Annotated in this window: 25 protein-coding genes and 1 pseudogene; 7 read left to right on the forward strand and 19 right to left on the reverse strand. The window is 62.5% G+C overall.

The window, feature by feature from the left end; all coding sequences use genetic code 11:
• Positions 1-70 precede the first annotated feature (70 nt).
• Positions 71-1,945: a DNA mismatch repair endonuclease MutL gene (mutL, locus tag ACWTU8_RS12390; RefSeq protein ID WP_455848292.1), complete on the forward strand. Its 1,875-nt coding sequence runs from the start codon at positions 71-73 to the stop codon at positions 1,943-1,945.
• Between the two features lie 201 nt (positions 1,946-2,146).
• Here mutL and ACWTU8_RS12395 read toward each other — a convergent pair whose 3' ends face one another.
• Positions 2,147-3,040 carry a DMT family transporter gene (locus ACWTU8_RS12395; protein WP_287338772.1) on the reverse strand — a complete coding sequence of 298 codons (894 nt, stop codon included), beginning with the start codon at positions 3,038-3,040 and terminating at the stop codon, positions 2,147-2,149.
• A gap of 89 nt (positions 3,041-3,129) precedes the next feature.
• On the opposite strand from ACWTU8_RS12395, the gene ACWTU8_RS12400 reads away from it, so the two are divergent.
• Together ACWTU8_RS12400 and ACWTU8_RS12405 are read left to right on the forward strand one after the other, a co-directional pair.
• A complete protein-coding gene (locus ACWTU8_RS12400; protein ID WP_455848293.1) occupies positions 3,130-4,056 on the forward strand; it encodes a LysR substrate-binding domain-containing protein in 927 nt (308 codons plus the stop codon).
• Between the two features lie 143 nt (positions 4,057-4,199).
• Positions 4,200-4,433, forward strand: a complete 234-nt coding sequence (locus tag ACWTU8_RS12405; protein WP_029354089.1) for a DUF2093 domain-containing protein — start codon at positions 4,200-4,202, stop codon at positions 4,431-4,433.
• A 25-nt stretch (positions 4,434-4,458) separates the two neighbouring features.
• On the opposite strand, the gene lpxK is transcribed toward ACWTU8_RS12405, so the two are convergent.
• From lpxK to ACWTU8_RS12440, 7 genes are all read right to left on the reverse strand, one after another.
• Positions 4,459-5,487, reverse strand: coding sequence for a tetraacyldisaccharide 4'-kinase (lpxK, locus tag ACWTU8_RS12410; RefSeq protein WP_455848294.1), 1,029 nt, complete (start codon positions 5,485-5,487; stop codon positions 4,459-4,461).
• Between the two features lies 1 nt (position 5,488).
• Complete coding sequence (gene waaA, locus ACWTU8_RS12415; RefSeq protein ID WP_455838056.1) at positions 5,489-6,805, reverse strand: lipid IV(A) 3-deoxy-D-manno-octulosonic acid transferase; 1,317 nt, start codon at positions 6,803-6,805, stop codon at positions 5,489-5,491.
• Entirely contained in the window at positions 6,802-7,590 is a 789-nt protein-coding gene (locus ACWTU8_RS12420; RefSeq protein WP_029354095.1) for a lysophospholipid acyltransferase family protein, read from the reverse strand. Before ACWTU8_RS12420 ends, waaA begins: the two co-directional genes overlap by 4 nt.
• A gap of 5 nt (positions 7,591-7,595) precedes the next feature.
• Entirely contained in the window at positions 7,596-7,841 is a 246-nt protein-coding gene (locus tag ACWTU8_RS12425) for a DUF4170 domain-containing protein (RefSeq protein WP_029354097.1), read from the reverse strand.
• Positions 7,842-7,917: 76 nt separating this feature from the next.
• The gene (locus tag ACWTU8_RS12430) at positions 7,918-8,724 is read right to left on the reverse strand and encodes a 3'(2'),5'-bisphosphate nucleotidase CysQ (RefSeq protein ID WP_455838055.1); all 807 of its coding nucleotides are present in this window, start codon (positions 8,722-8,724) and stop codon (positions 7,918-7,920) included.
• Positions 8,711-10,054, reverse strand: coding sequence for a TldD/PmbA family protein (locus ACWTU8_RS12435; protein WP_455848295.1), 1,344 nt, complete (start codon positions 10,052-10,054; stop codon positions 8,711-8,713). Before ACWTU8_RS12435 ends, ACWTU8_RS12430 begins: the two co-directional genes overlap by 14 nt.
• Positions 10,055-10,169: 115 nt before the next feature.
• Positions 10,170-10,379, reverse strand: coding sequence for a hypothetical protein (locus tag ACWTU8_RS12440; RefSeq protein ID WP_455848296.1), 210 nt, complete (start codon positions 10,377-10,379; stop codon positions 10,170-10,172).
• Positions 10,380-10,389: 10 nt separating this feature from the next.
• On the opposite strand from ACWTU8_RS12440, the gene ACWTU8_RS12445 reads away from it, so the two are divergent.
• Genes ACWTU8_RS12445 through ACWTU8_RS12455 form a run of 3 tightly spaced genes read left to right on the forward strand, consistent with a single transcriptional unit; the run spans position 10,390 to position 12,563 of the window.
• On the forward strand, positions 10,390-11,463 hold the full coding sequence (locus tag ACWTU8_RS12445; RefSeq protein WP_455848447.1) for a glycosyltransferase family 2 protein: 1,074 nt from the start codon (positions 10,390-10,392) through the stop codon (positions 11,461-11,463).
• Complete coding sequence (locus ACWTU8_RS12450; protein WP_455848297.1) at positions 11,438-12,130, forward strand: class I SAM-dependent methyltransferase; 693 nt, start codon at positions 11,438-11,440, stop codon at positions 12,128-12,130. Before ACWTU8_RS12445 ends, ACWTU8_RS12450 begins: the two co-directional genes overlap by 26 nt.
• Positions 12,123-12,563, forward strand: a complete 441-nt coding sequence (locus ACWTU8_RS12455) for a GtrA family protein (protein WP_029354108.1) — start codon at positions 12,123-12,125, stop codon at positions 12,561-12,563. Before ACWTU8_RS12450 ends, ACWTU8_RS12455 begins: the two co-directional genes overlap by 8 nt.
• Here ACWTU8_RS12455 and ACWTU8_RS12460 read toward each other — a convergent pair.
• The 7 genes from ACWTU8_RS12460 to ACWTU8_RS12490 all read right to left on the reverse strand — a co-directional run bounded on the left by ACWTU8_RS12460 (position 12,560) and on the right by ACWTU8_RS12490 (position 20,884).
• Positions 12,560-13,192, reverse strand: coding sequence for a hypothetical protein (locus tag ACWTU8_RS12460; protein WP_455848298.1), 633 nt, complete (start codon positions 13,190-13,192; stop codon positions 12,560-12,562). The genes ACWTU8_RS12455 and ACWTU8_RS12460 overlap by 4 nt on opposite strands.
• A complete protein-coding gene (locus ACWTU8_RS12465; RefSeq protein ID WP_455848448.1) occupies positions 13,179-14,276 on the reverse strand; it encodes a hypothetical protein in 1,098 nt (365 codons plus the stop codon). The genes ACWTU8_RS12460 and ACWTU8_RS12465 overlap by 14 nt, the downstream gene beginning before the upstream one ends.
• A gap of 176 nt (positions 14,277-14,452) precedes the next feature.
• Positions 14,453-16,462 carry a glycoside hydrolase family 127 protein gene (locus tag ACWTU8_RS12470; protein ID WP_455848299.1) on the reverse strand — a complete coding sequence of 670 codons (2,010 nt, stop codon included), beginning with the start codon at positions 16,460-16,462 and terminating at the stop codon, positions 14,453-14,455.
• A 27-nt stretch (positions 16,463-16,489) separates the two neighbouring features.
• Positions 16,490-17,347, reverse strand: coding sequence for a carbohydrate ABC transporter permease (locus ACWTU8_RS12475; protein ID WP_455848300.1), 858 nt, complete (start codon positions 17,345-17,347; stop codon positions 16,490-16,492).
• The gene (locus tag ACWTU8_RS12480) at positions 17,347-18,273 is read right to left on the reverse strand and encodes a carbohydrate ABC transporter permease (protein ID WP_455848301.1); all 927 of its coding nucleotides are present in this window, start codon (positions 18,271-18,273) and stop codon (positions 17,347-17,349) included. Before ACWTU8_RS12480 ends, ACWTU8_RS12475 begins: the two co-directional genes overlap by 1 nt.
• A gap of 173 nt (positions 18,274-18,446) precedes the next feature.
• Positions 18,447-19,700: an ABC transporter substrate-binding protein gene (locus tag ACWTU8_RS12485; RefSeq protein ID WP_455848302.1), complete on the reverse strand. Its 1,254-nt coding sequence runs from the start codon at positions 19,698-19,700 to the stop codon at positions 18,447-18,449.
• Between the two features lie 131 nt (positions 19,701-19,831).
• On the reverse strand, positions 19,832-20,884 hold the full coding sequence (locus tag ACWTU8_RS12490; protein ID WP_455848303.1) for a LacI family DNA-binding transcriptional regulator: 1,053 nt from the start codon (positions 20,882-20,884) through the stop codon (positions 19,832-19,834).
• A 438-nt stretch (positions 20,885-21,322) separates the two neighbouring features.
• Here ACWTU8_RS12490 and ACWTU8_RS12495 point away from each other — a divergent pair, with 438 nt between their 5' ends.
• On the forward strand, positions 21,323-23,053 hold the full coding sequence (locus ACWTU8_RS12495; protein WP_455848304.1) for an adenylate/guanylate cyclase domain-containing protein: 1,731 nt from the start codon (positions 21,323-21,325) through the stop codon (positions 23,051-23,053).
• 186 nt (positions 23,054-23,239) lie between these two features.
• Here the strand turns inward: ACWTU8_RS12495 and ACWTU8_RS12500 are convergent.
• The 4 genes and pseudogenes from ACWTU8_RS12500 to ACWTU8_RS12515 form a co-directional block, all read right to left on the reverse strand.
• Positions 23,240-23,575 (reverse strand): annotated as a pseudogene (locus tag ACWTU8_RS12500) (LacI family DNA-binding transcriptional regulator); the annotation flags it as partial.
• 148 nt (positions 23,576-23,723) lie between these two features.
• The gene (locus ACWTU8_RS12505; RefSeq protein WP_455848305.1) at positions 23,724-24,476 is read right to left on the reverse strand and encodes a hypothetical protein; all 753 of its coding nucleotides are present in this window, start codon (positions 24,474-24,476) and stop codon (positions 23,724-23,726) included.
• On the reverse strand, positions 24,473-25,090 hold the full coding sequence (locus ACWTU8_RS12510; RefSeq protein ID WP_455848306.1) for a hypothetical protein: 618 nt from the start codon (positions 25,088-25,090) through the stop codon (positions 24,473-24,475). Before ACWTU8_RS12510 ends, ACWTU8_RS12505 begins: the two co-directional genes overlap by 4 nt.
• 333 nt (positions 25,091-25,423) lie before the next feature.
• Positions 25,424-26,245, reverse strand: a complete 822-nt coding sequence (locus ACWTU8_RS12515; protein ID WP_455848307.1) for a hypothetical protein — start codon at positions 26,243-26,245, stop codon at positions 25,424-25,426.
• Positions 26,246-26,358 lie beyond the last annotated feature (113 nt).

Genomic DNA, 26,358 nt, shown 5'->3' on the forward strand with positions numbered 1-26,358 from the left:
GCGGCGGGCGGCGCGGATTCCTCAATTCTGCCTCTCCCGCATGGGCGGCGAATCCGCGTATAGTGCCTTCATGCCCATCCGTCAGCTTTCCGAAACGATGATCAACCAGATCGCCGCCGGCGAAGTCATCGAGCGTCCGGCAAGCGTGGTCAAGGAACTGGTCGAGAACGCACTCGATGCCGGCGCTGCCCGAGTCGAGATCGTCACCGCCGGAGGCGGGCTCAACCTGATCCGCGTCACCGACGACGGCTGCGGCATCCCGGAGAATGAACTGGCGCTGGCGATCGCACGCCATTGCACCTCGAAGCTCGCCGACAACATTCACGACATCCGCTCGCTCGGCTTTCGCGGCGAAGCGCTGCCGTCGATCGGCTCGGTGGCACGGCTGTCGATCCGCTCGCGCACGGCCAACGGCGACAGCGCCGCCGAGATCGGCATCGAGGGCGGGCGCGTGTCCGCCGTCAGGCCGGCGGCCGCCAATCGCGGCACCACGATCGAGGTGCGCGACCTGTTCTTCGCCACGCCGGCGCGGCTCAAATTCATGAAGGGCGAGCGCGCCGAAAGCTCGGCGACCAGCGATGTGATCAAGCGCATCGCCATCGCTTTCCCCGCCGTGCGCTTCACGCTGGCCGGTTCCGACCGCTCGACGCTGGAACTGCCGGCGACCGACGACAGCCCGGAAGGCCGGCTGCGCCGCGTTGCGCAAGTGATGGGCGCCGACTTTCCGGAGAATGCCATTGCCATCGACGCCGTGCGGGACGGCGTGCATCTCGCCGGTCACGTCTCGATCCCGTCGTTCAGCCGCGCCAATGCGCTGCAGCAGTACGCCTATGTCAATGGCCGGCCGGTCCGGGACAAGCTGATCGCCGGCGCTATCCGCGGCGCCTTCGCCGACGTGCTGCCGCGCGACCGCCATGCAGTGACGGTGCTGTTCCTGACGCTCGATCCGGCCATCGTCGACGTCAATGTCCATCCGGCCAAGGCCGATGTCCGCTTCCGCGATCCGGGGCTGGTGCGCGGGCTGATCGTCGGCGCCATCGGCGAGGCGCTGGCCAATGCCGGCATCCGTGCCGCCTCCACCGGGGCGGCCGGCATGATGGCGGCGTTCCGGCCGGGCGCGGCGTCCTATGCCCATGCCGGTCCGGCAAACGGCCATCGCAGCTACGAAGCGGCCTACCGGGCCTCCGGCTTCGCCGGTTTCGACGCCTCCCGCTCGCCGCAACGACCGCTGGACATGGGGCTTGAAGACACGGAATTCAGAAATGGTGGCTTCGGCGAAAACGATCAGGCGGCGTTCGACGCCGGACCGCTTCACAGCGCCGACGCGCGTGCCGGGCAAGCCGAAGCGGCGGAGACGCTGCTTGGCATGGCGCTGGGCGCCGCACGCGCGCAGGTGCACGAGAACTACATCGTCGCGCAGACCAAGGATTCGCTTGTCATCGTCGACCAGCATGCAGCGCATGAGCGGCTGGTCTACGAGGCGCTGAAGAACGCGCTGCATGCGCGCGCCGTGCCGTCGCAGATGCTGCTTTTGCCCGAGATCGTCGACCTGCCGGAAGAGGATGCCGAGCGGCTTGCCATGCATTCCAAAACGCTGGCACGCTTTGGCCTCGCCGTCGAGCGCTTCGGCCCGGGTGCGGTCGCGGTACGCGAGACGCCATCGATGCTCGGCGAAACCAATGTCCAGCAGCTGGTGCGCGACCTTGCCGACGAGATCGCCGACAACGACACGGTCGACACGCTGAAGGAGCGGCTGGACAAAATAGCCGCGACCATGGCCTGCCACGGCTCGGTAAGGTCCGGCCGCCTGCTCAAGGCCGAGGAGATGAACGCGCTGCTGCGCCAGATGGAGGCGACGCCGGGGTCCGGCACCTGCAACCATGGACGGCCGACCTACATCGAGCTGAAGCTTGCCGACATTGAGAGACTTTTTGGAAGGCGGTAGGGAACTCGCAGGGCGCAGACCCCCGCCCGGACCTTCGGTCCGGCCTCGCCACAAGGGGAGGTAGGGAGCTTAGCCGCGGACGCTTCGCGAAGAGCTTACCCTCCCCCTTGTGGGGAGGGTCGCTGCGAAGCAGCGGGTGGGTCCGAAAGAGCCGCTGTACAGCGGCTCTTTCGAGTCAAGACACAGCCCCAACCCTCAGATTCACCTCTTCAAATTCACCACGATCACGCCTCCCAGCGCCAGTGCACCACCGAGAATACCGAGCAGCGTCGGTACCTCGCCCAGCCAGAAGAAGCCGATCAGCGTCGCCACCGGCGAAACCAGATAGAGGAAGTTCGAGGCACGGGCTGCAGGCAGACGGGAAAGTGCTGTTGCCCAGGCGGCGTAGGCGATGAGGCTGGGCACGATGCCGAGAAAGATCACGGCGCCGAGGCCGGCGCTATCGGCAACCGCCGCCTGCTTCAGGCTGCTCGGCAGGAAAGGCAGCAGGCAGAGCGCGCCGAGCACCATGTTCGAGGCCGAAATGGTCAGTGGATGATGACGGGCAAAGAGCGGCTTTTGCACGATGGTGTTGACGGCCGAGCACAGCGCCGAGCCGAGGATGAGCAGCGCGCCAGTGTTGAAATGCAAGCCTTGCCCCTCGCCCATGGCGATGATGCCGATGCCTGCGAACGAAATCGCGGTGCCGGCCCAGGCCAGGCCTGAGAAGCGTTCGCCGAGCAGCACCATCGCCATGATCGCGGTAAAGATCGGGCTGACATTGATGATGAAGCCGGCAGCACCAGCCGAGACGGTCAGCTCGCCGAAATTGAGCATTGCCGTGTAGAGCGCAACGAAGACGGCGCCGCCGAAGGCAAAGCGCCAAAATTCATCGAGCCGGGGCAGTGCCGGCCGCTTGACGGCGAGGAAGATCGCCGCCGGTACCGCCGCGATGGCGAAGCGCAGCGCGCCGAGTTCCAGCGGCCCGAAGGCGGCGAGGCCGGCGCGGATCGCCGGAAAGGCGGAGGCCCAGCCAACCACTGTCAGTGCCACAGCAATGACTGCTGTGGTGTCCATCCGCTGTGTCGAATTCAACGTGCCGGTATAGGCGTTCATCTCGTACCCTCGGGCCTTTATTGTCCTGAAGACACAAACGCCTTTCCTGGCCGGTTGACAAACGACCAAATCGAGGATCACCTGTGACTATGGATCACAGCTCGGATGCGATGTTGCCGCTTGAAACCCTGCGCGCCTTCGACGCCGCGGCGCGGACGGGCAGCTTTTCGGCCGCTGCCGAAAAACTCAATCTCACCCATGGCGCCGTCAGCCGGCAGATCGCCAAGCTCGAGGACTGGCTCGGGCTGAAAGTGTTCGATCGCGGCGCGCGCGGCGTTTCGCTCACGATCGAAGGCAACCGGCTGCATCTGCGCACCACTGAGGCCTTTGCGCTGATATCCAGCAATTCGGACCGCTGGATCGAGCCGCGCGGCACCGCCGTGGTGCGGCTGACCTCTATCCCCTCGGTCAGCGGGCTGTGGCTGATGCCGCGCATGGCGGCGCTGGAAAACAACCCATCCAAGCTGCGCATCGTGCTCGACGTCGATATCCGTCAGGCGGATCTTGCCGAAGAGGGCATCGATCTGTCCATCCGCTGCGGCCGCGGCCGCATTCCCAGCCGCGTCTCGGTACAGCTGTTCGAGGAACATGTGTTTCCGGTCGCCTCGCCGGACCTCGCTAGGGAGATCGGCCGTGGCGACCCAGCCCGGCTGCTCAAATTTCCGTTGATCAATGATTCGGATGCTTCGGCCTGGCGCGCCTGGTTTGCCGCCCAGGACATGGACTATCGCCCGCGTCCACAGGACCGCCGCTTCGAGGACTACAATCTGGTGCTCGATGCTGCCGCCCACGGCCTCGGTATTGCGCTGGCGCGGCCGCCAATGATCGAGCATCAACTGAAGTCAGGCCGCATCGTCGCTGTGGACGACCGCATCGTTCTCAGCCCGATATCCTACTGGCTAGACCGGCCTATAGGGCGACCGCGCGCCGCCGCCGCCGAGCTTGCCCGGCGCATTGCGGCCCAGGCCGGGCTGGCGCCGGACAAGATCGAGGATTTCATCGTAGCCGAGCAGTAGGGTGCCGGACATCCACTTAGCCGGCTTGCTCGGCTGGTTGTCGTCTGAAACAGAGCCGACCAAACCCAATCTTGCCTCGCTCCAAGCTTGACCTTGCCGGCATTTTGTGGCGATGACATCCTCATGAACCTTGGCTCCCTGTCATGATGAACCGCTTCGAAGGCCCCGGCGGCAAGGAAGCCCGTATCCGCTACCTAGACGGCGACTTCCAGGTGACCAGCCCCGGCGCCTTCGTGCGCTGCGCGGTCACCGGCGAAAGCATCCCGCTCGATGAGCTCAAATATTGGAGCGTCGCCAGGCAGGAGCCCTATGCGAGTGCCGCGGCCTCGCTGCGCCGCGAGATCGAGGCAAATCCCGAAATGCGCAGCCGGCGCTAAACCAGCTTCCGGATCGGCTGCAAAGTCAGCCCTGAAGCTTGCGCTGCCGCCAGGCATCCAGCGTCTCGTCGATGATGCGTTCAGGCACGTGGTCGGGATCGAACACGGTGTCGATCTCCAGCACATCGAGCTGTCCGAGGAAATCGGCGGACGCGGCATCATGGCGCAGCCGGGCGGCGTCCTTGGCGGTGGTGATGAGGCCAAGTCCGGCACCTCGCGCTGACGTTGCCAGTTCGGCAAGCTCGTCCTCGCCATAGAAATGATGGTCCGGAAACGACCGGGTCAGCGCAATCTCGCCGCCGGCCTCACGGACCGTGTCGAAGAATTTGTCGGGATGGCCGATGCCGGCAAAGGCGAGATATCGGTTGCCGGCCAGCCCCGCCTTGCTGCTTGGCCGTGTACGCGCCTCGAAGATCGGCCGGCCGGCACGCGCCGCTTGGCGGACGACCGCATCGGCAGCAAGGCCCTCGCCCATCTTCAGCAGCGCGCTGGTGAAAACCAGTTGGTCGACGATACCAGCCCTGAGCGGACCGCCAGGAATGACATGGCCGTTGCCGACGCCGTAGCGTGCATCGACGACGACCAGCGCATAGTCGATATGGATGCGCGCGCTCTGGAAACCGTCGTCCATGATCAGGAAATCGCAGCCATGCTTTTCCAGCAGAAGGCGCGCGCCGGCGGCACGGTTCGGCGTCACTGCGACCGGCGCGTGCTCGGCCAAAAGCAGCGGCTCGTCGCCGACATGCTTGGCGGCGTCATGATGCGGATGGACGACATGCGGCTGCGCGAAGGAGCCGCCATGGCCGCGCGACAGGAAACCGGGATTGAGCTGCATGCGCCTGGCCTGCCGGGCCAGGGCGATCGCCACCGGCGTCTTGCCGGTGCCGCCGACGGTGAAGTTGCCGACGCACAGCACCGGCGCCTCGATCTTTTCGCGCGCTGCTGAGCGCATGCGGCGGCCGGCAATGAGCGCATAGATCGCGGACAGCGGCGCCAGCGCCAGCGCCCGCCAGTCCGGTTCTTCCCACCAGAAGGGGGGCGCTTCGCTGGCCATTTTAGCGGCCGTTGGCGCCCTTGAGGCGCGACTTGACGACCAACGGCTGAATGTAGGGTTCGAGCGACTTCAACGTGAGCGCCAGCGCGCCGCGCATCTCGTCGACGGTCGCCGCGCCGGCCGCCATCATCTCATGGCGAGCCACCTCGTTGCTCAACAGGAAATTGACGGCGCCGGCCAGCATGTCGCGGTCGCGCACCAGCTTGGCGCCGCCGCTGTCGAGCAGGCGCTGATAGGTTTCGCGAAAATTCTGGACATTGCGGCCGGCCAGCACCGCCGTGTCGAGCATGGCCGGCTCCAGCGGGTTCTGGCCGCCCTCCGAGGTGAGCGAACGACCAACGAAGGCGATCTCTGTCAGCCGGAGATAAAGCCCCATCTCGCCCATCGTGTCGCCGAGCAGAATGTCCGTATCGGCGATGATCCGGTCGCCCTTGCTGCGCCGAGCGACTTTCAGGCCCATGCCGGAAATCTGCGTGGCAAGCGCTTCGGCGCGATCGGGATGGCGCGGCACGACGATCGTCAAAAGACCGTGGTGACGCTTGTGCAGCATCGCGTGAACCTCGGCAGCGACCACCTCCTCGCCGTCATGGGTCGAGATCGCCGCCCAGGTCGGGCGGGCGCCGATCTGGCGCTTCAGCGTGTACAGCGCCCTTTCATCGGCCGGCGGCGGCGTGGTGTCGACCTTGAGATTGCCGGATACGGTGACCGGCCGGGCGCCGAGCGAGAGGAAGCGCTCGCCGTCGACATCCGACTGGGCAACAACATGGGCGAGATTCTCGAACAGCGCCTCGGCGATGTTGGCGCGTTTCTTCCAGGATTTGAACGAACGGTCCGACAGCCTGCCATTGACCAGCACCTGCGGCACACGGCGCGCACCAAGCTCCAGGATGGTCATCGGCCAGATCTCCGATTCGGCGATGATCGCCAGATCCGGCCGCCAATGGTCGAGGAAGCGGCTGACCGCCGGCTTGAGGTCGAGCGGCACATATTGGTGGATGATGCGATCGCCGAGCCGTTCGTCGGCAACCTGAGCGGAGGTGACAGTCCCCGTCGTCAGCACGATGTTGACGCCGTAGTCGAGGATGCTCTCGACCAGCGGCACGACGGCGATTGTCTCGCCGACGCTCGCCGCGTGGATCCAGATCACCGGTCCCTCGGGGCGCTCGCGCCCGGCGATGCCATAGCGTTCGCGCCGGCGAATTCGGTCCTCCTTGCCCCTGGAGGTGCGCCAGGCGACATAGGGTCCGATCAGCGGGTAGGCGACTGCGCCTGCGAAACGATACGCCGTCAGGAAGGTGCGCGCCCAGCGCTCGCTCATTTTGAGCCATCCACGAGGCGATAGGCCTCGGCGGTCGCGGCGTTGAGCGCGGCCGTGACCTCCTGGCGCTTGCGTTCCATTTCGGCCTCATCCGCATTGGCCGGAACGAAAACCGGCGCTCCGACGACAATCGAGGAGCGGCCGAACGGCAGGTTGATCGTGGTCTTGTCCCAGCTGCGCTCCAGCACCTTGCGGCGGCTGGTGGCGATGGCGGCGGGCAGGATCGGTCGGCCCGAAAGCCGCGCCAGGAGAACGATGCCAAGCCCCGCATCGCGCGGCGTGCCATGCGGAATATCAGCGATCATGGCGACGTTCTTGCCGGTGGCGAGTGACTTTTTCAGGGCGATCAGCGCTGTGGCGCCGCCCTTGTCGCGACGCTTCGAGCTTTCGCGTCCGCCCGAGCCGCGCACCGCCTCGATGCCGAATTTCTCGATCATCAGTGCGTTGAGCTCGGCATCGGCACTACGCGACACCATGGCGACCAGCGGCCGTCCTTTGGGATAGTAGGCCGGAGTCAGAAGATGCTGGCCGTGCCATAGCGCGATGATGATGGGTTCGAACTGCGAGTAGGCGCCGCCCGACATCTGCGCCGACCCGTCGACGACACGGTTGGTCAGGCGGATGATGCGAACGAACTGCGCAAATAGGCTGGCGATGGCGTTCTTGACGAATCGCGATTGCGCCAGCGGTTCACGTATTTTGCGCCAGAATGTCTTCGAGGTGCCACCGCGGCGCCCCCTTACCGCGGACCTCGTGGGCGGCCCTTTCACGGCTTCATGATCCATCAATGTCAACCGGCGGCCTTGTTGTCGGGGTCGAGCAACCGGTGCAGGTGAACGACGAAATAACGCATGTGGGCGTTGTCCACGCTGGCTTGGGCCTTGGCTTTCCACGCCGTTTGCGCGGACTGATAATCCGGATAGATGCCGACGATGTCGAGCGCGTCGAGATCACGGAATTCTGTCCCGCCCAGCGTCTTCAGTTCGCCGCCGAACACCAGGTGCAAAAGCTGCTTCTTTCCGTCTTCCGCGGTCATGTCGGTCCTTCACATATCGTGAGTTTGTGACAGGTCTAGACCAAAGCCGCCGACTTTGGAACCTTTGATGATATGTTCAACCGTCCAGTCCTGCGATGATGCCGGAGAGCACGGCGAGCAGTTCGCCGCTGCCGGCAACCAGCGCGCCGTGGTGGATCACTTCGCCGGCATAGCGCGGTGCGCGGCCATTCTGGTCGAGCAATGCGCCGCCGGCCTCGCGCAGGATGAGATCCGCCGCGGCGATGTCCCAGTCATGGGCGTTGGGTTTGACGAAGGTCGCGTCGAGCCTGCCATTGGCGACCATCGCCAGCCGGTATGCGAGCGAGGGAATATAGGGCACGCGGCTCAGCCGGCCCTGCCATTCCGCCGGCATCAGCCCTATCAATGGCTTCGGCCCGCCGATTTCGACCATTGCTGCCGGGCGGCGCACGGCAATGCGACGGCCATTCAGGAACGCCCCCTCACCGGGCAGCGCCCAATAGGTCTCCTCGGTGGCGGGACATTCGAGAACGCCGGCAAGGGTGCGACCGTCTTCGACCACCGCGACGCTGACGCACCAGGAGCGAAGGCCTTCGAGGAAGCCGCGCGTGCCGTCGATCGGATCGACGACAAAGGTGCGGCGGGCGGCAAGCCTTGCCGGATCGTCGGCCGTCTCCTCCGACAGCCAGCCATAGTCCGGCCGCGCTGCAAGCAAGGTTTCGCGCAGATAGGCGTCGGCGGCGTGATCGGCCTCGCTCACCGGCGAGGTGCCGCCCTTCATCCACACCTGCGGATTGTTGCCGAAATAGCGCATGGCGATGGCGCCCGCCTCGCGGGCCGCATCGCGCAGCAGTGACAGATCCTCGCGAGCCCCGGCGGAGGTGACCTGGTCAAGCTCCGGCAAGGGTCATGCCTTCGATCAGAAGCGTTGGTGCGGCGGTGCCGAAATTGCGATCGAGATCGCTCGCCGGAACCATGTTGAGGAACATGGACTTCAGGTTCGAGGCGATGGTCACTTCCGCAACCGGATAGGCGAGCTCGCCATTCTCGATCCAGAAGCCGGAAGCGCCGCGACTGTACTCGCCAGTCACCATGTCGACGCCCTGGCCGAACACTTCGGTGACGTAAAAGCCTGATTTGAGCGACTTGATGAGGTCTTCGGGCGTCCGCTCGCCCGGCTCGATAGCGAGGTTGGTTGATGACGGCGAGACGGAGGAGCCGTTGCGCGAACCGCGCCCGTTGGTGGTCAGCCCCAATTCCCGCGCGGCCGAGGTTGAGAGGAACCAGTGGTTCAAAACGCCCTTCTCAACCATGAGCAGCTTTTCGCCCTCGATGCCTTCACCGTCGAACGGACGCGACGCCTGGCCGCGGAGCCGGAGCGGCTCGTCGGTGACGGTGACCGCGGCCGCCGCCACCTGCTTGCCCATCATGTCGCGCAGAAAGCTGGTCTTGCGCGCGACGGACCCGCCGTTGATGGCGCCGGCGAGATGACCGGCAATGCCGCGGGCGACGCGCGGGTCGAACACCACATCGACCGGCCCGGTCGCTGCCTTGCGCGCGCCGATGCGCCGCGCGGCGCGTTCGCCGGCCTTGCGGCCGATGTCCTCGGGCGCGTCCAGGTCGGAGAAATGCTGGCGCGAGGAGAATTCATAATCGCGTTCCATGCCGGTGCCCTCGCCGGCGATGACGCTGGTCGAGCGCGAAAAGCGCGACGCGACGTAGTGGCCGACAAAGCCGTGCGAGGTGGCGAGCACCAGCCCGCCAAGCCCGGCGCTGGCGCCGCTGCCGGCCGAATTGGTAACGCCCTTGACGGCAAGGGCCGCCGCTTCCGCGGCCAGCGCCGCTTCCTTCAACTGGTCGGCCGAGATTTCCGTTGGATCGAACAGATCGAGGTCGCGCGGCTTCTTGACCAGCAAGGCCGGATCGGCGAGGCCCTGATAGGGATCTTCCGGCGAGACTTTCGCCATCGCCACGGCGCGCTCGGCTAGCGCTTTCGGGTCGGAGGCAGCGGTTGCCGAGACGCTCGCCACGCGCTTGCCGACGAAGACGCGTAGCGAAACATCCTCGCTCTCGGACGCCTCGGTGCCCTCGACCTTGCCAAGCCGCACTGACACGCCGGTCGAACGGCCGCGCACCGCAACCGCGTCGGCGGCGTCGGCGCCGGCCCGTTTGGCAGCCTCGACCAGGGCCGCGACGCGGTCGGTCAATTTCGCTGAGTCCAGCGTATCGGTCATGTGCATAGTCCTGTTTTCCCGCCGGGCGGCCGCTCCGCACCATCTATTGTTCCGATGTGGCTTGTGCAATGGCAGAAGTGGCACGCAGGACAGATCGGCCAGCAGACACTCGGCTTTAGTCGGCATGATCGGAGCGGGTCCTCAAAGGCTGCTTCGCAGCGATTTCGGACTGGCCGATGGCCCTTTGACGCCGTTCTCCGACCATATGCGGACGTGCGATTGCAGTAACGCCTTTGTCCTTTCCACTCATGATCGGCACCTGCCCGAAACCGCTAAATTTAGCGATTTCTTGTGTGTCCTTGGAACTTTGTAGCTTGCGTTCCATTTTCAATCGCATGCGAGACTCTGTGATCCAAAGCATCAGGACTGCGGTGAACGTGTCGCCGCCGCGGTACTCGCTGGTCCTTCCCATATACAATGAAGAACAGGTGCTGCCTCGACTGATCGAGCGGATCAGTTCGCTGATCTGCCGGTTGGACGGCGAGGCTGAGGCGATCTTCGTCGATGACGGAAGCCTCGATGGGAGCGTCGAATACCTTCGGAACGTCGTCGCCGTCGAGCCGCGCTTCCGGCTGATCGAGCTTTCCCGCAATTTCGGCCATCAGGTCGCGATCACGGCAGGCATGGACGCGGCTGCGGGTGATGCCGTCATCGTCATGGATGCCGACCTGCAAGACCCGCCGGAGGTGGTTCTCGATCTGGTGGCGAAGTGGAAGGAAGGCTTCGAGATCGTCTATGCCCGCCGTGTCAAGCGTGAGGGCGAATCTTGGTTCAAGCGCTTGACGGCGAGTCTCTTCTACCGCCTGCTGGAGAAGATGACGTCGGTCGACATCCCGCGCGACGTCGGCGATTTTCGCCTGGTCGGGCGCAAGGCTCTGGAAACCTTCAAGCAAATGCCCGAACGTGATCGTTTCGTCAGGGGCATGTTCGCCTGGATGGGGTTCAAGCAGACGGCGGTGCCTTTCGAACGCCCCGCGCGGACCCTTGGCCAGACCAAATACCCATTCTGGAAGATGATGCACCTTGCCGTTCACGGCATCGTCAGCTTCTCCGAGAAGCCGCTGCGCATGGCGCTGTGGGGCGGATTGGCCATCTCCGCGCTTGCGCTGGTGTTCGGTACCTTCGCCATCTTCGCCTGGATTTTTGAAACCGGCATCATTGCCGGCTGGACATCCACTGTGGTGATCGTGTCGCTCCTTTGCGGCATCAATCTTTTCATGACCGGCGTGGTCGGGCTCTATGTCGGCGGTATCCACGCCGAGGTCAAACGCCGTCCGCTTTACGTGATCGATCGGGTCGCCGGCTTCGACACGGCAGTGCGTGCTGCCACCCCGGGTGATAGCCGTCGATCGTTTCGGAAACCCAGAAACGGAGCCTCGGCCGATGGCCGAACTCTTCGACAGCTATAAATCAAATTATGGCGAGGCGGTCGCAGGATCCATCCGGTTTTCCGGACTCAAGCACGACTTCTTTCTGATCGCCAAGGCCGACCTGCTGCGGCGTCTCGTGGTCGAGCGAAGGCTTCGGCAGAGTGGTGCCGGTGTGCGGGCGCTGGATGTCGGCTGCGGCGTCGGGTCGCTCCACCCTTATCTCGAAGGCGTCTTCGAGCGCCTGGATGGCTGCGACGTCTCGGAAGAATCGATCCTGCGCGCCGGCCAGGACAATCCAGGTGTGGCCTACCGCGCCTGTACCACGCCGAGCCTGCCTTACGAGGACGGCGCGTTCGATCTGGCTTTCGCCAGTTGCGTCGTCCATCATGTTCCGCCCGTCTCCTGGCTCGATTTCTTCCAGGAGATGCGACGCGTGGTGCGGCCGGGCGGCGTCGCCTGCATCATCGAACACAATCCCTATAACCTGCTGACGCGTCTTGCGGTGTTGCGGTGTCCGTTCGATCAGGACGCGGTCCTGCTCAACGCGGCCAAAGCAAGGTCTCTCTTTCAGGAGACGGGCTTCAGCGATATCCGATCCGAGCATTTCCTGCTGCTGCCCTCGGCCAGGCCCATCGCCCGAAGACTCGAACGCGTGCTCGCGCCCATGCCGCTTGGAGCCCAGTACGCGTGCAGTGCGTATGTCTGAGGGCCGTTCGACCGCCCGCATCGGGCTGAAGCTGCTGGCCCGCTTCGGGTTGGTCGGCATCGCCGCGACAATCCTGTATGCTGCCTTGGCTATCGGTTTGGTCAAATCGGAATGGATCGGCTTCTCGCCCGTCCAAGCATCGCTTGCAGCTTACGCCGCGGCTGCCGTGTTCTCGTATCTCGCCCATAAGTCAGTAACGTTCATGTCGAGTGGATCGCACCGATCGGAAGCTGCGCGTTTTCTCCTGCTGACGGCGACAGGCTTCGCCGTGGCTTACGCGGCGCCGGCGCTTTTGACCGCGAAGCTCGGCCTGCCGCCCATCATTGCCATTCTGGTTACATGCCTGCTTATTCCAGCGGTCAATCTGCTCATGCTCGACCGATGGGTTTTTGCGCAGCGTAGACCCGGCCAGCAAGGCGACCGCTCTACCTAATCCACCTCAATGGCATCCAGCCGGAACGCCACCAGCTTGATCGAGCGCTTATAGATGTTGCTGGCGGCCGGAGTTGGCGGAATGCCGTCGAGATAATCGAAGGCAATTTCGAGTGTATCGGCCTTGCCGAGCGCCGCCGGTGGAATGACGAACGAGACCATTCGTGGTTCTTTGCCAGACAGCGTCACCGCATGCGCTCGAACACCGTTCACCGAGATCACAACCCTCTGCGTGATCTGTGGAGGACGAATGACGGCGGCCATCTGCAGCGTGGCTGTCAGCCCGTTGCGCAGCGGCGGTATTTTCACGCGGAGCCGCGAGGTCTCGCCCAGGGAATGGGTGCCGTCGGCGACGGGTCCCGACCAGCCGCAAACCTTTATGCCGGCTGCTTGCTTGGCGCCGTCGTTCCGGAACGATATCGTCTGGCCAAGTGTGTAGCTGCCGACGGCATCGCGGTTGAGGCAGGTCGTCGTCCGATCGATGTAATATGCACGATAATCGGCATTGACGTTCGGATTGAGAGCAAGCGTTAGGATGACAATCTCGGACCCGGCCAGAACCGCCGCGAGCACGTAGCCGCCGAGCGAGGCGGCGCATCTGTAAGGCCCCAGAGTGTCAGACCAAGGCAAGGTAGCCTCCGATCCACGCCACCGTCGTGAAATAACAGGCGCCGAGGAAGAGAACCAAAGCTGCGAGCCAAATGAGCCTCGACGCCGACAACAGGACGGCGAGCAACATTGTCAGAGGCGCAAGCCCAACGACATATCTGACCATCGAGGCCAGGTTGGTGATCAGCGGCAGGATGATGCAGAGCGCGCAGAAGAGTGCCGCGCCATATTGTCTTCGAGCCGCCAGAACGGCCGACAGCGCCAATCCGGTGATCGCGGCCAGCGCGCTCCATTGCGGCGCCGTGGGCAGCCATCCGATGGTCGGAACAGTTGAGAGCCCGTCCCATAGGAAGACCAGCGGATTGCCGGCCACGCGTCCGAAGGCGCGCTGGACGTGCAAGAACGCAAAGCCGTCCCCGACCGTAAGGTAAAGAAACAGGATGTAAGCGAACAAACCGGCAGGCGAGATGAGGACAGCGACCAGCAGATCCGGCCGGCCAAGCACCCAGCGCGGGAAAGACAGCGTCGACCCGCCCTGCTCGCGGTGCTCCCTGAACATTTGAATCACGGTCGCAAATACGACGAAGACCCCGACTAGCCTGGTCGCCGACAGCAGCGCGGATGAAACACCCGCGGCGAGATAGCTGGAGCGCTTGAGCGCCAGAAAAACGCACGAGGTCAGGAGCACGAAAAGAGGTTCGCTCAGAAAGGTCGTGAAGTGAAAGGAGAACGGGCCGCTGAGCAGAAAAGCGCAATACAGCACATAGGCCCGCATGTTCTTGTCGAGCAGCGGCCATGCCACCAGACAGGCGGCGTAGCTGCAGACAATGGAGGTGATGGTGGCGACCAGTATCGTCTGGAAAGGGAAGATAACCCGAATCGTCGCCACCAGCATCGGGTAGAGCGGGAAGAAGCCCCAGCGACCGACATTGCTGTGGTCAGGAATGGGAAAGCGCTCGTAACCTTGTTCGCTGATGTCAATATACCAGGCGCAATCCCAGCGGCAGAGCGCGCGGGCATAAGCCGCGAAACCTGGTTCCTCCGACACAGAAGCAAATGCTGCGTAGCGAATGGCCAGTCCGCTGATCACGAACAGCAACGGCACCGCTGCGACGGTCAGGACCATGGCGCGAGCGCCAGCGCTTGCACGCGCGACATCTTCGAGCGCCAACTCTGCCTCCACCCATTCGAGTGGCTGGCGCCACTCTCCCGTCTAAACTAGCGCCGCCGGGGCAAATTCAAGACATCCCTTTCGTCGGCGGCATCATCTTCGTCCCCGGATCACGAGTCTCTCAGCCAGACGAGCATCTCGCCGGGATCGCGGTTGTCCCAGGCAAAATAGGGAACGGCGGTGACTTTCGTCTCCTCCACCGCCGGTGGTTCGGTGCGGTAGAGCCCGTCTTTCCAGTTTTCAAAGACCTCTTTCTCGGCAACTGCCGAGAGCGTTACGACGCCGCCCAACAGGTTCGGCTCCTCACGCGCCTCGATGTTTGCCGTCCGTGGCAAGGCGATGCGATGCAGCTGGCCGGCATTGTCGGTCTCCTCGACGCAATAGATCAGCGGACCGCGGGCAAGCGCGACGCGGCCGATATCCTGCCGGACCTCCGGATTGGCGTAGAGCCGATCGACGGCCATTTCGAGATCGAGCTCGACTTGATCGCCCTTGCGCCATTCGCGGCGGATTGCGGCGTAGCCGTCGCTGATTACATCCTCCAGATCGACCGCCTCCCCGTTCACCTTGAGCGCCGCCTTGCGGCACCAGGCTGGCAGGCGCAGGTGCAAGGTAAACTCGGTCTGCGCCTCGGGCTCGATCGTGATCGAAACTGCCCCGTCCCACGGATAATTGCTGGCCTGGGTCAGCTCCATTTGCGTCCCCGCGATATCGAAACGAGCCGTGCTGTTTCCATAGAGATGGACGGCGAGTGCATCGTCCGACAGACTGTAGAAATAGCTGCCGATCGAAGCCACCATGCGCCCGATATTGGGCGGACAGCACGGGCAGCGATGCCATTTCCAGCGGTTGTGCTCCCCCCGGCTTTCCAGCGGATTTTCATAGAAGAACAGCGAACCGTCGAGCGACAGGCCCGAGATCGAGCCGTTGTAGAGAGCTCGCTCCATCATGTCGGCGTAGCGGGCATTCGGACCCATGCCGAGCATGCGGCTTGCCCAGAACACCAATCCGACCGAAGCGCAGGTCTCGGCATAGGCGGTGTCATTGGGCAGGTCGTAGTCGGCGGTAAAACCCTCATTGTGCGACGACGGTCCAATGCCACCGGTGACGTAGAGGTTCTTGGTCGTGAGATCGTCCCACAGCCGGTCGAGCGCCACCCGCAGCGTGTCGTCGCCATATTCGGTGGCGATATCGGCCATGCCCGAATAGAGATACATCGCCCTGACCGCGTGGCCGACGACCTTGTCCTGATCGCGCACCGGCTTGTGCGACTGGCTGTATTCGTAGGTCTTGAAATGATAGGCTCTCGGGTCGGCGCCGCGGGCACGCGCCTCCTCGTCGAAGTAATGCGGCTGCTGCCCGCGCTGGTCGATGAAGTATTTTGCGAGGTCCATGTATTTCTGCTGGCCTGTGACCCGCGCGAGCTTGACCAGCGCCAGCTCGATCTCCTCGTGGCCGCAATAACCCTTCTTCTTGCCGAGCTCGGGACCGAACGTCTCGGCGATATGGTCGACATAGCGGCACATGATGTCGAGCAGCTTGCGCTTTCCCGTCGCCTGGTAATAGGCGACCGCGCCCTCGATCAGGTGGCCGGCGCAATAGAGCTCGTGACAGTCGCGCAGGTTGGTCCAGCGCAGGCCGGGCTGGATACGCTGGTACCAGCTCGACAGATAACCGTCGGGCTGCTGCAGCTTGCCGTACATGTCGATGACGGCGTCGATCTTCTTCTCTAGCGCGTCATTGCGAAGGCGATAGAGCGAGTAGGCTGCGGTCTCGATGGTCTTGCCCCAATCGCTGTCCCAGAACATCTGGGTCGTCACCGTAGATCCCGTGAACTCGTTGCCGGCGGTGGCTGCCTCGTCCGGCGAGGGTGAGTGGAACGGAATGACGACGCCCGGCGATGGCCGGTCCGGGTCGATCTGCTCCAGCATGCGCGCCTCGACGCAGCGCTCGTAGAGGATGTCGGCGGTCCTAGTGGCGACGGCATCGACACGGTCGCCCCAGAAGCCGCGCACATCGACCTGCGGCACGGGCAGCGGACGGAAGGCGAGTTTTGGCTTGCCCAACTTGCTGGTTTGGCCCGGCGTAGTGCCCTGACTGACGGATTGCGATGCTGTCATCAATTTACTCCGGTTCGATTCGATTGGTCACTTCACGGCCCCTGCCATGAGGCCGCGGATGTAGAAGCGCTGCAGCAACAGGAAGAGCACCAGGCATGGCACCATCATCACGGTGACGCCGGCCTGCACCGCGCCCCAGTCGATGGCGCCGAAGCGGCCGGACTGCAGCGCAGTCATCATGATCGGCAGCGTGAATTTGGACTGGTCCGTCATCAGCACCAGCGCCGCCAGGAATTCGTTCCAGGCGCCGAGGAATGCGAACAGCGCGATGGTGACGATGCCCGGCCAGACCAGCGGCAGCATCACCCTCAGCAGCATGGTGACATTGTTGGCGCCGTCCATGCGGGCGGCTTCCTCGATCTCGCGCGGCACCGCGTCGAAGGCGTTACGCATCATGAAGATCGAGAACGGCAGCTGCAGCGTGACATAGACGCAGACCAGCCCGGTCAGCGTGTTGTGCAGGCCGATCTTGGTCAGCACCAGGAAGATCGGCGTCAGGATCGACTGGAACGGGATCATGATCGTCGACAGGATGAGGACGAAGAGCAGGTTCTTCAGCGGAAAGCGGAAGCGCGAGAAACCGTAGCCGGCCAGCACGCTGACGATCACCGACAGCACCACCGTCATGGCAGAGACATAGATGCTGTTTTGCGCCGGCAGCCAGAGGCCGTCGCCGAAAGTGTTGAGCGTGGCGTAATTCTCGACCGAAAAACCCGTCGTCGGCCAGGGCGGCAGCGGCGGCTGACGCGACTCCTGCGCCGGCTTGAACGCCGAAAGCACGGTCCAGACGATCGGCGCCAGGAACAGCAATGAGGCCATGATGCCCGTCGAGTGCTCGGCGATCTGCATGCCGATGCGGGTTTTGCGGCTCCTTGCCTGCCCCATCAGTCAACGCCCTCCGGTTGGCGCAGCAGCCGCAGCTGGATCAGGCTGAGCGCGACCAGGATGATCAGCAGGATCATCGACAATGCGGCGCCGTAGCCGAGCTTGAACGACACGAATGACTGGTTGAAAATCCAGTAGACGGCAGTCAGCGTCTGGTTGCGCGGCCCGCCGCGCAGGATGATGTAGAACTGGTCAAAGGCGAGCACCGAGCCGGCAACCGACAGGATCAATGCCAGCGCCAGGGTGCGGCGCATCAACGGCAGAGTGATGGCGCGAAACCGCGCCAGCGGCCCTGCCCCGTCGATCATCGCCGCCTCCTGCAGATCCGGCGGGATGGATTGCAGGCCGGTCATCAGTATGATCATGGTGAAGCCCGCCACCTTCCAGACGACCATGGCGATGATCGACCAGAAGGCCGGCTGGAACGTCGCCAGCAGATTGACCTTCTTCTCGGTCAGGCCGAGTTCGAAGGCGGCCGGGCTGAACAGGCCGGAATCGACATTGAGAAGCCAAGACCAGAGCAGGCTGGCCGAGGCGAAGCCGATGACCGCCGGCATGAAGAACGACGTCCGGTAGAAGCCGGTCAGCGGCCGCGGCCTTTCGATGAAAAGCGCCAGCGGAAAGGCGACGGCGAAGATCGCGATCGTCACCACCACCGTGTAGTAGCCGGTGAATTTGAGTGCGTTCCAGAACCTGGTGTCGCGCAGGATCGCCCAGTAATTGTCGAAGCCAATGAAGCTGTGCGCGCCCATCAGCGGCCAGTTGTGCAGCGACATCCACGCCGTCATGCAAAGCGGGATGATGAAGAAGACGACGACAAGGGCGACGGCCGGTGCGACGTAGAGCAGGCCGATCCACTGCCGGCGGCCGGCGCCGACCAGTTTGCGGCGACGCGCTGGGGTGGAAATTGCTGCGATGGAGGTCATGCCTGTTCTTCCGTTAGCGCTACGTCCCCCTCCCCCTTGAGGGGAGGGTCCGGCCGAAGGCCGGGGGTGGGGTCGCCTCCGACGCGCGCCGACGCAAAAGAACGTCGAGCACTGCCGAGATGACCCCACCCGGACCTGCGTCCGACCTGCCCTCGAGGGGGAGGTAACGGCGCCTACTGTTGCGGCGCCGAGTCGATGATCGACTGCATGGTTTCCTGCGCATTGGCGATGGCGCCATCGACGTCTTCGCCGAAGAAGACCTCGTTGACCATCTGGTTCCACGGACCGTTGGCGGAGTTGATCAGGTCGTTGAACACCACCGAATAGGGCGTGCGGCCCTTGGCCATGGCCTCTGCGGCGACCTTGTAGCGCGGGTCGAGCTCCTTCAGCGCCTCATTGGCGATGTCGCCGCGCACCGGAAGGCTGCCATATTTCGCCAGGATGGTCTGGCCTTCGAGCGAATAGGCGAAATCGAGGAACTCCTTCACCACCGCGATCTTGGTGGTGCCCTTGGTGACGACGAAATTGTCGCCGCCGGCGAACGACGACCAGCCGCCATCCTTGCCAGGCAGGAAGGTGACGCCGTAGTCGATGTCTGGGTATTGCGTGTTCAGCGCGCCGATGGCGAAGGCGCCAGACGGTGAGATGCCGATATTGCCGGCGGCAAACGCAGCAAAGAAGTTGGAGCCGGTGTCGGTCTGCGCGCCTGCCGGCACCAGGTCCTTCTTGACCATCGAGCGGTAGAGGTCGATGGCGCCGCGCAGCTGCGGGCTGTCGAGCGTCGCCTTCGAGCCGTCCTCGGTGAGGATGTCGCCGCCCGAGGCCCAGATCAGCGGCGTGAAGGTGAAGATGTTGCAGCCGCCGCAATTGCCGGAGAAATAGAACCCCTTGGTGTCGCCGCCAAGCGCGTTGACCTTTTCGGCATAGGCTTCGATCTCGGCCCAGTTGGTCGGGCCCTTTTCAGGGTCGAGCCCGGCCTGCTTGAACAGCTTCTTGTTCCAGATCAGCACCGAACTATCGGCCGAGAACGGCAGCCCGTAGATGCGGCCCTTGTAGGTGCCGGTCTTGACGTGCGCCGGCGACAGGCTCGCGAAATAAGGCAGCGATTTCGCCCAGTCGGTGATGTCTTCCAACTGGCCGGCGGCAGCAAAGGACGGCGTGTAGATCAGGTCGAGCGACAGCGCATCGGGTGCTGTGCCGCCAGCGGCGGCCGCGCCGTATTTCGGGATGATCTCGGCATTGGGGATGATGTCCAGCTTGATCTGGTTCTCATGCCCCTTGTTGAAGGCGTCGACGATGCGCGGCATGAAGTTCGAGCCGTCGGCCCGAACCCAGATGTTGGCAGTGTCGGCGGCGGCCGGCCCGACTGTTGCGAGCGTGCCCAAAACGCTCGCGGCAAAGGCGAGCCCGGTAATGATGGTCCTCATGTTCTCCTCCTCATGGTTTTGTGTTCCTGCGGCCGCGCTCCCAAGCGGGTGACTATCGGCACGGCTGCCTCTAGTTTCATGCATGTCATTATCCCAAAACCGCTATGCACTTTTGGGCGACATGCATTCGTTCAGCCGTCCGGCAGACGGCCGCATGACTGACGCACCACCAGCCGGCACGGCAGTTTTCGGATGCCCGGCTCGGCGGGTTCGCCGCCGACGAGCGAAAGCAAGGTGAGGCCGGCCTCGCGCCCGAGTGCCGCCAGGTTCATGTCGACGGAGGTCAGCGGCGGGCGGGTTGCCTCGGCCACGATCTGCCAATTGTCGAAACCGATGACGCCGACATCGTCCGGCACGCCAAGGCCGCGCTCGCGCAGCGCGTCGATGACGCCGCGCGCGATCTGGTCGTTGCCGCAAAAGACGGCATCGGGTTTTTCGCCATTTCCCTTGAAGAGTCGGCCGTCGAAGAGCTTCTTCACCGCCTCGTGACCCCAGGCCTCCGACCAAGATCCGAGCAATGGTTCCATGACCGGCAAGCCTTTCTCGGTCAGCACGTCACGATAGGCCTGTGCACGCGCGTGCACCACCGCAAAACTCGCCGGCCCGGTGACATGGGCGATGCGGCGCCGTCCGAGCCGGCAAAAGTGCTCGACCGCCAGGCGCGCGCCGCCGGCGTCGTCAGACACAAAGGCGATGGCGCCGGGATCGGGCTGGGTGAAAGCATAGATCGTGGGAACGCCGAGATTGGACAGGTCGACCGGCAGATGGCGATCGATGCGCTTGCCGGTGGCGATGATGCCGTCGACGCGCTTGTCGAGCATGGCGTCGACATGGAGCTGGCCGAGGCGCTGGTCGTCCTCGACATTGCAGAGAAACACCGAGACGCCCTTGTCGACCAGCGCATCCGAAATGCCCGACATGACCGGCAGCGAAAAGCGGCCATAGGTATCGTTAGTGAGCAGCCCGACGGTGAAGGAGCGCCGCCGCAACAGGCTCTGGGCCAGGCTGTTCGGGCGAAAGCCAAGCCGCTGTGCCGTCTCGCGAATGCGCTCGCGCGTCTCGGCCGTCATCCGCCCCTGCCCGTTCAGCGCTTTTGAGGCCGTGGCGACGCTGACGCCGGCAAGGGCGGCCACCTCGCGCAGGGTGACGGGCTTGGTGAAGACTGGCTGGGCGTCGGAAGCCATGATGTGCGCGACGAATCCCCTTAGTTGGAAAAAGGTTTTCTCTTATCGTCCTGCGAGGCGCTGACTGGTGAAAGCGGATGCGGGCGATTTGGGAAAAGGTTTTCTCAGAGAGATTAGTGCAAGGATGCCGGGATGGCAAGAGGAACAGCTTTGGTTTTGGGCGTGTCTAAGATTTCTTGCTAGGGCGCCATTTGCAGAGGTCAGCGAGTGCAGCCACAATGGCCCAAACTCGTGTTCATATCGGACGTTTCCGGTCTGACGCCGCGCGGATCCCTCCCGCCATTGATGCGATCGAGTTCGCAGCCACCTGGCGGAAGAGGAAGGTTCTGATCCGCCCTTTCTTGCTGCTGCGGTAGGAAGACTTCTTGATTCAGCCGCAAGCCCAAATTGCTGGATTTGGCAGCCCAGGAAGGATAGGCTTGGTTTTTGGTTCAAGCGATGGAACAGAGACTAGCCGCAATTCTGGCTGCCGATATGGCGGGCTACAGTCGGCTAATGGAGGCCGACGAATCCGGCACGCTCGCGCGCCTTCGGACCCATCGCATAGAACTGCTCGATCCCGCCATCGCGAAGAACAAGGGCCGGATCATCAAGACCACCGGAGACGGCATGCTCGTTGAATTCCAGAGCGTGACCGATGCCGTGAAATGCGCCGTGGAAATCCAACAGCGCATGAAACGCCGCAATTCGGATGTGCCGCAAGAACGGCGTATCGAATTCAGGATCGGCATAAATCTCGGCGACATCATTTTCGAAGATGAGGACATTTTCGGCGACGGCGTCAATATTGCCTCGCGCATTGAACAACTCGCCGACGTCGGCGGCATCTGCGTGACCGCAGCGGTGGCGACCCAAATTGCCGACCGTCTCGAAATTGCCATGGAGGACCTGGGCGAGAAGACGTTAAAGAACATCAGCCGCCCGGTTCGCCTCTATCGCATTGGGTTTGACAGTCCTGTCCTGCCGGAAGTCGAGGCAAAGCGATCCATCTCGAAACCTTCGATAGTGGTGCTGCCATTCAACAACATGAGCGGCGACCCCGAGCAGGAATTTTTCGCGGACGGACTGACCGAGGACATCATCACCGAACTGTCCCGCCACCATGAGCTGTTCGTCATCTCGCGCAATTCCAGCTTCGTCTACAAGAACCGCGCCGTGAATGTGCGCGAGGTGGCCGAGAAACTCGACGTCCAATACCTGGTGGAGGGAAGCGTCCGCAAGATCGGCGACAGGGTGCGCGTGACGGTTCAGCTCATCGACACGGCGAATGACGCTCATATTTGGGCAGACAAATATGACCGGAAGCTGGACGACATATTTGCGATTCAGGATGAGGTGACCGCGGCGATCGCAGCCACGCTGCCCGGTCGTGTCGAGGCGGCTCAGCGGGACCAGCTCGCGCGGGCGAAACCTGCAAACATGGCCGCCTATGAATGTGTGCTTGCTGCCAAGGTGCTGCATCACCGAAGCACGATTGCGGATAATGAACGCGCGCAAACTTTGATTGGCAGGGCCGTCGCGCTCGACCCCGATTATGCTCATGCCCATGCCTGGCGGGCCTGCATCCTTGGCCAGGCCTGGGTCCATAACTGGTGCGAAGACAGGGATGGCGTCTGGAACGAAATCATGGCAGCGCTGGACAGGGCGCTGGCGCTGGACGACAACGATGCCGATGTCCACCGCATCCTCGCCGCAGTGAACGTGAACAACAATGAGCTGACCACAGCGCGCTACCATCAAGAGCGCGCCCTCGCCCTCAATCCCAATTACGACCTCGTGGTGGTGCAGCAAGGCGAGTTATTGACGTGGCTGGGGAGGCCGGAAGAGGGAATTGAATGGATCCGCAAGGCAATGCAGCTGAACCCGCACCACCCGGAGAGGTTCTGGAGCCATCTGGGAAAGGCGCATTTCGCCGCGCGCCAGTATGGCGAGGCGATCGAAGCTTTCATGCATCTGTCAACCATGGACTCGGTTCAGCACGCTTTCGCCGCTGCCTGCTACGGCTGGCTCGGCGACGAAATCGCGGCCGCGGCGCATCTAGGCAAGATCAGAACGCTCGATCCGCAATTCGACCTCGATTCATTTATCGCCACCCTGCACTTCGCCCAGGAGTCTGATGTGCAGCACGTCCGCGAAGGACTGCTGAAAGCCGGTATTGCCGACCTGTAGCCAGCCCGCAACTGCGAACCACATCCAATCGGGGACAGGCAAAAAAGACCGGCCCCACCCGATTCGGACCTTGTGGCATGACCGAAAGACGGGCGGCTTAGGGTCAGAGGCGGCCGTTCCACTCACCTACCAACACGCTGCCACGCCGGCGGTGCTTCACTGCTTGAAGCAGTGGTCGCGGTGCCAGCCGAGGCGCTGGTCGTCCTCGACATTGCAGAGGAACACCGAGACGCCGGCATCGACCAGCGCATCGGAAACGCCGGCCATCAGCGGCAGCGAGAAGCGGCCATAGGTGTCGTTGGTGAGCAGCCCGACGGTGAAGGAACGCCGGCGCAAAAGACTCTGCGCCAGGCTGTTCGGGCGAAAGCCGAGCCGCCGCGCCGTCTCGCGAATACGCTCGCGCGTGTCGGCCGTCATCCGCCCCGGCCCGTTCAGCGCCTTCGACGCCGTGGCCACGCTGACGCCGGCGGCCACCTCGCGGAGAGTGACGGGGGCGGGCACTGGCGAGGTGTCGGATGCCATAGTGCGCGGCGGATTCCTTAGTTGGGAAAAGGTTTTCTCTTGTTGGCCTGCAAGGTGCTGAGTGGTGAGGTCAGCGAGCGCGGGGCGATTTGGGAAAGGTTTTCTCAGAGGAAGATTAGGGGAAGGAGCAAGGGATGGCAAGGGGGACTTAGCCCAGCTTTAGGATCACATTTGCCACTAGGTCCGTTATCATGTCGTCAGCTTGGTGCTGGGTGATTGTAACCCGCGAAGGGTGTGCAGCCATGTTGCGGCGGCCCAATTTGTCCTTAAGGATTTGAGTTGTGTTCTTGTCGAGCAGATTCGCAGCTCGCGCGGACTCGATGAACTCAGATTCCTTCAATGCATCCGCATCCTCGTGCTTCGCCACCACTAGATTCTTCTTCGGATATTTTGACGCGATCCCAGCATTAAAGGACTGTACACGGCTTGGGTCACTGAACACCCAGCGCACTAGGTGATCGTAGGCAAGATTCCACGCCATGATGATGGTCGCACGGAATGCCCGAACGCGATAGCAATTCAGCGCCTCGGTCAAAAACTCTCGCTCTGCCAAGTCTGGTACCTGTGCGGGAAGATCGGTCAGAGCTTTCGTTACAGCGGCCACGGTTGGATCGCCGCCGAGGCGCGTATCCAGTACACGACGAACAGCGCCTGCAAGCCGATAGCCGCCCTTTTCCCTTATGAGTTGGGGAGGCTTCTTCGCGGCTAACCGCGGCAGATAAACGCTCGTATCAGGGGGATCGATACCTGCTTCTTTAAAACACTGTCGTATGTACGCGCCGTCGAAGCAGGCGCGCTGCTGACGTGCTTCCACGAACCATGCGAGCGCTAAAAGTTGATCAACCGCTGTCTTGCGATAGAAACCCGGTGAAGAGCCAGCAAAATCAGCGATGGCGCTCAAGAGGCTGCGCCCAACTTCTCAACTCTCGCGATGCCGAGGTGGTTGATGGCATACTGCCCTCGGTGGGGGCTTGTCACGAGTTGCTCCTTCTTCAAGGCTCGCAGTGGCCACGAGAAATCATCGATCCCTGAAGGCCATTTCATAGCGCGATAGCAGGTATAAACGTGGTTCGCAGTTACCGCCTCGTCCGGACGATGCTCTTTAAACCATGCGAGCACGACGAGATTGCGCTCTGTGTCGTTCTTGGGCGCATGTTCGCTAGCGAATGCCTCGAACGAAGCTCCGGAAGTGAGGTCTAGTTCCAAAACCTTCGGTACGGTCGGCCTGCGAGGGCGCGCTTCGCGTGAGGGCCGTACAGCGGCAGATTCCGTCTGGGCGTCCTCGCCAGCATCGACCAGTTCATCTTCCGCCTCCATTTCTTCGTCCTGCACACCATTCTGCAAGGCGGCAGGCGTTTGGGAAAGTAAACGTCGCTGGACGATTGTAGTTGTCGGCTTTAGGGCATTTTGGATAGCCAAGGTGATCTGACTCAGGTCGCCCTCTGGAATCTCAGCGTCGAGCATGATGAACCGAATGCGTGAAGTTCCATTCTTCGAGGTCGGCTGTTTGGCCATAAAAGGCTCCATTCTACGTGTCCGTTGGTGAACATTAGTAGAACATTGTAGTCGTGACAAGTAATGACCGCGACTTCGAATTCTTCTTAAAAGGTGTGACCGCTTTGGCGAACGCAATGGAACGTGGTAAGAAGTTTGGACCAATCCAGCCTATGGCATACGGTTGGTTAGTAACGTTCTCAGTTCAAAATCTAAGAGCAACATATCACTTACTAAAAAACAGTACTCTTCCTCGATCTACTTCGCACATATCCTGACGAACGTCTGGATACCACCTTAGCTTGTTAGCTATGATCGGTTACATCCTTACCCGGGCGGCATCGACGGTTCAAGTTAACCTTCCGACGGTTTCACTGCCGGCAGACCTAGTCGCAATCGGTCCGTCTCAGCAATTGGCTGATCCACAGATGTTTGCACTTGCGTGCGGCACCAATCGTAGAATCCGCGATGAACGAGTCGCAGTTCGAGTCGCTCAAACAGGTTAAGGCGCGAGAAAAAGATATAACGCAGCGGCCCGACCGTAAGGGTAGAATGAAAAGCGTTAGGGCCACCGGTCTTCCTGTCCCCGTAGATCACCAAGCCACCGTGTGCAGCATATCGATGCGCGCCAAACTCAGCTGAGATTTGCTTGTAAGTCCAGTCATGATCCACATCGAGCCAAACGCAATTTGTCCTCGCTTGACCGAGTGCAAAGCGAGACAGATGTTGAGGGCAAGGACCGGCAACATCTGCCAAATGGCAGCACAACAACTTTGCGAAGTAGCGAAATACATTTAAGTAGGTTTCTGATCCCACCTCGTAACGCTTATCTTTGAAAACCAGCTTGGGATCCTCTCCCCTGGCCATAAGTTCACGTGCAGCTTTGTGAAAGAAGTCAAACTCACGATCGGCGGGTTGCGTGCGAGTGTTGTTGCAGGGGCCGCACATCCGGGCGGCGAAGTGAAGAACTTTCGACTTTACTCCTTGGGCTAACCTCATGCTTTCTTTCTGTTCGCCGAAACCCCCGATCATCATTTGATCTGCACCAAACTCCGTCCGCAAAGCAGACGCCTTTATCTTATGCTCGCCAGTCAAGTCGCTGGCAGAGCCGCATAAACAGCAAGCGTTTTGCCGATAAGGGCTGAGCGTAAGTCCCGTTGGCGTTTTCCTTCTCATCCTTGCGGTCCGATGCGAACTCATGAACATTGGACGCTATCTATTGGCACCTCTGATATTTCCTCGCTTCTCGGCACCTCCTCCACCACCTTCTGATGTCTGCGGCCTTTTCA

Source organism: Mesorhizobium sp. BHbdii, assembly GCF_053848045.1.

Excerpts from the sequence above, each read along its gene's own strand:
- mutL (WP_455848292.1), top strand. The coding sequence starts at position 71 with ATGCCCATCCGTCAGCTTTCCGAAACGATGATCAACCAGATCGCCGCC.
- ACWTU8_RS12395 (WP_287338772.1), bottom strand. The coding sequence starts at position 3,040 with ATGAACGCCTATACCGGCACGTTGAATTCGACACAGCGGATGGACACC.
- ACWTU8_RS12400 (WP_455848293.1), top strand. The coding sequence starts at position 3,130 with ATGGATCACAGCTCGGATGCGATGTTGCCGCTTGAAACCCTGCGCGCC.
- ACWTU8_RS12405 (WP_029354089.1), top strand. The coding sequence starts at position 4,200 with ATGATGAACCGCTTCGAAGGCCCCGGCGGCAAGGAAGCCCGTATCCGC.
- lpxK (WP_455848294.1), bottom strand. The coding sequence starts at position 5,487 with ATGGCCAGCGAAGCGCCCCCCTTCTGGTGGGAAGAACCGGACTGGCGG.
- waaA (WP_455838056.1), bottom strand. The coding sequence starts at position 6,805 with ATGAGCGAGCGCTGGGCGCGCACCTTCCTGACGGCGTATCGTTTCGCA.
- ACWTU8_RS12420 (WP_029354095.1), bottom strand. The coding sequence starts at position 7,590 with ATGGATCATGAAGCCGTGAAAGGGCCGCCCACGAGGTCCGCGGTAAGG.
- ACWTU8_RS12425 (WP_029354097.1), bottom strand. The coding sequence starts at position 7,841 with ATGACCGCGGAAGACGGAAAGAAGCAGCTTTTGCACCTGGTGTTCGGC.
- ACWTU8_RS12435 (WP_455848295.1), bottom strand. The coding sequence starts at position 10,054 with ATGACCGATACGCTGGACTCAGCGAAATTGACCGACCGCGTCGCGGCC.
- ACWTU8_RS12440 (WP_455848296.1), bottom strand. The coding sequence starts at position 10,379 with ATGGAACGCAAGCTACAAAGTTCCAAGGACACACAAGAAATCGCTAAA.
- ACWTU8_RS12445 (WP_455848447.1), top strand. The coding sequence starts at position 10,390 with ATGCGAGACTCTGTGATCCAAAGCATCAGGACTGCGGTGAACGTGTCG.
- ACWTU8_RS12450 (WP_455848297.1), top strand. The coding sequence starts at position 11,438 with ATGGCCGAACTCTTCGACAGCTATAAATCAAATTATGGCGAGGCGGTC.
- ACWTU8_RS12455 (WP_029354108.1), top strand. The coding sequence starts at position 12,123 with ATGTCTGAGGGCCGTTCGACCGCCCGCATCGGGCTGAAGCTGCTGGCC.
- ACWTU8_RS12470 (WP_455848299.1), bottom strand. The coding sequence starts at position 16,462 with ATGACAGCATCGCAATCCGTCAGTCAGGGCACTACGCCGGGCCAAACC.
- ACWTU8_RS12475 (WP_455848300.1), bottom strand. The coding sequence starts at position 17,347 with ATGGGGCAGGCAAGGAGCCGCAAAACCCGCATCGGCATGCAGATCGCC.
- ACWTU8_RS12480 (WP_455848301.1), bottom strand. The coding sequence starts at position 18,273 with ATGACCTCCATCGCAGCAATTTCCACCCCAGCGCGTCGCCGCAAACTG.
- ACWTU8_RS12485 (WP_455848302.1), bottom strand. The coding sequence starts at position 19,700 with ATGAGGACCATCATTACCGGGCTCGCCTTTGCCGCGAGCGTTTTGGGC.
- ACWTU8_RS12490 (WP_455848303.1), bottom strand. The coding sequence starts at position 20,884 with ATGGCTTCCGACGCCCAGCCAGTCTTCACCAAGCCCGTCACCCTGCGC.
- ACWTU8_RS12495 (WP_455848304.1), top strand. The coding sequence starts at position 21,323 with ATGGAACAGAGACTAGCCGCAATTCTGGCTGCCGATATGGCGGGCTAC.
- ACWTU8_RS12510 (WP_455848306.1), bottom strand. The coding sequence starts at position 25,090 with ATGGCCAAACAGCCGACCTCGAAGAATGGAACTTCACGCATTCGGTTC.
- ACWTU8_RS12515 (WP_455848307.1), bottom strand. The coding sequence starts at position 26,245 with ATGAGAAGGAAAACGCCAACGGGACTTACGCTCAGCCCTTATCGGCAA.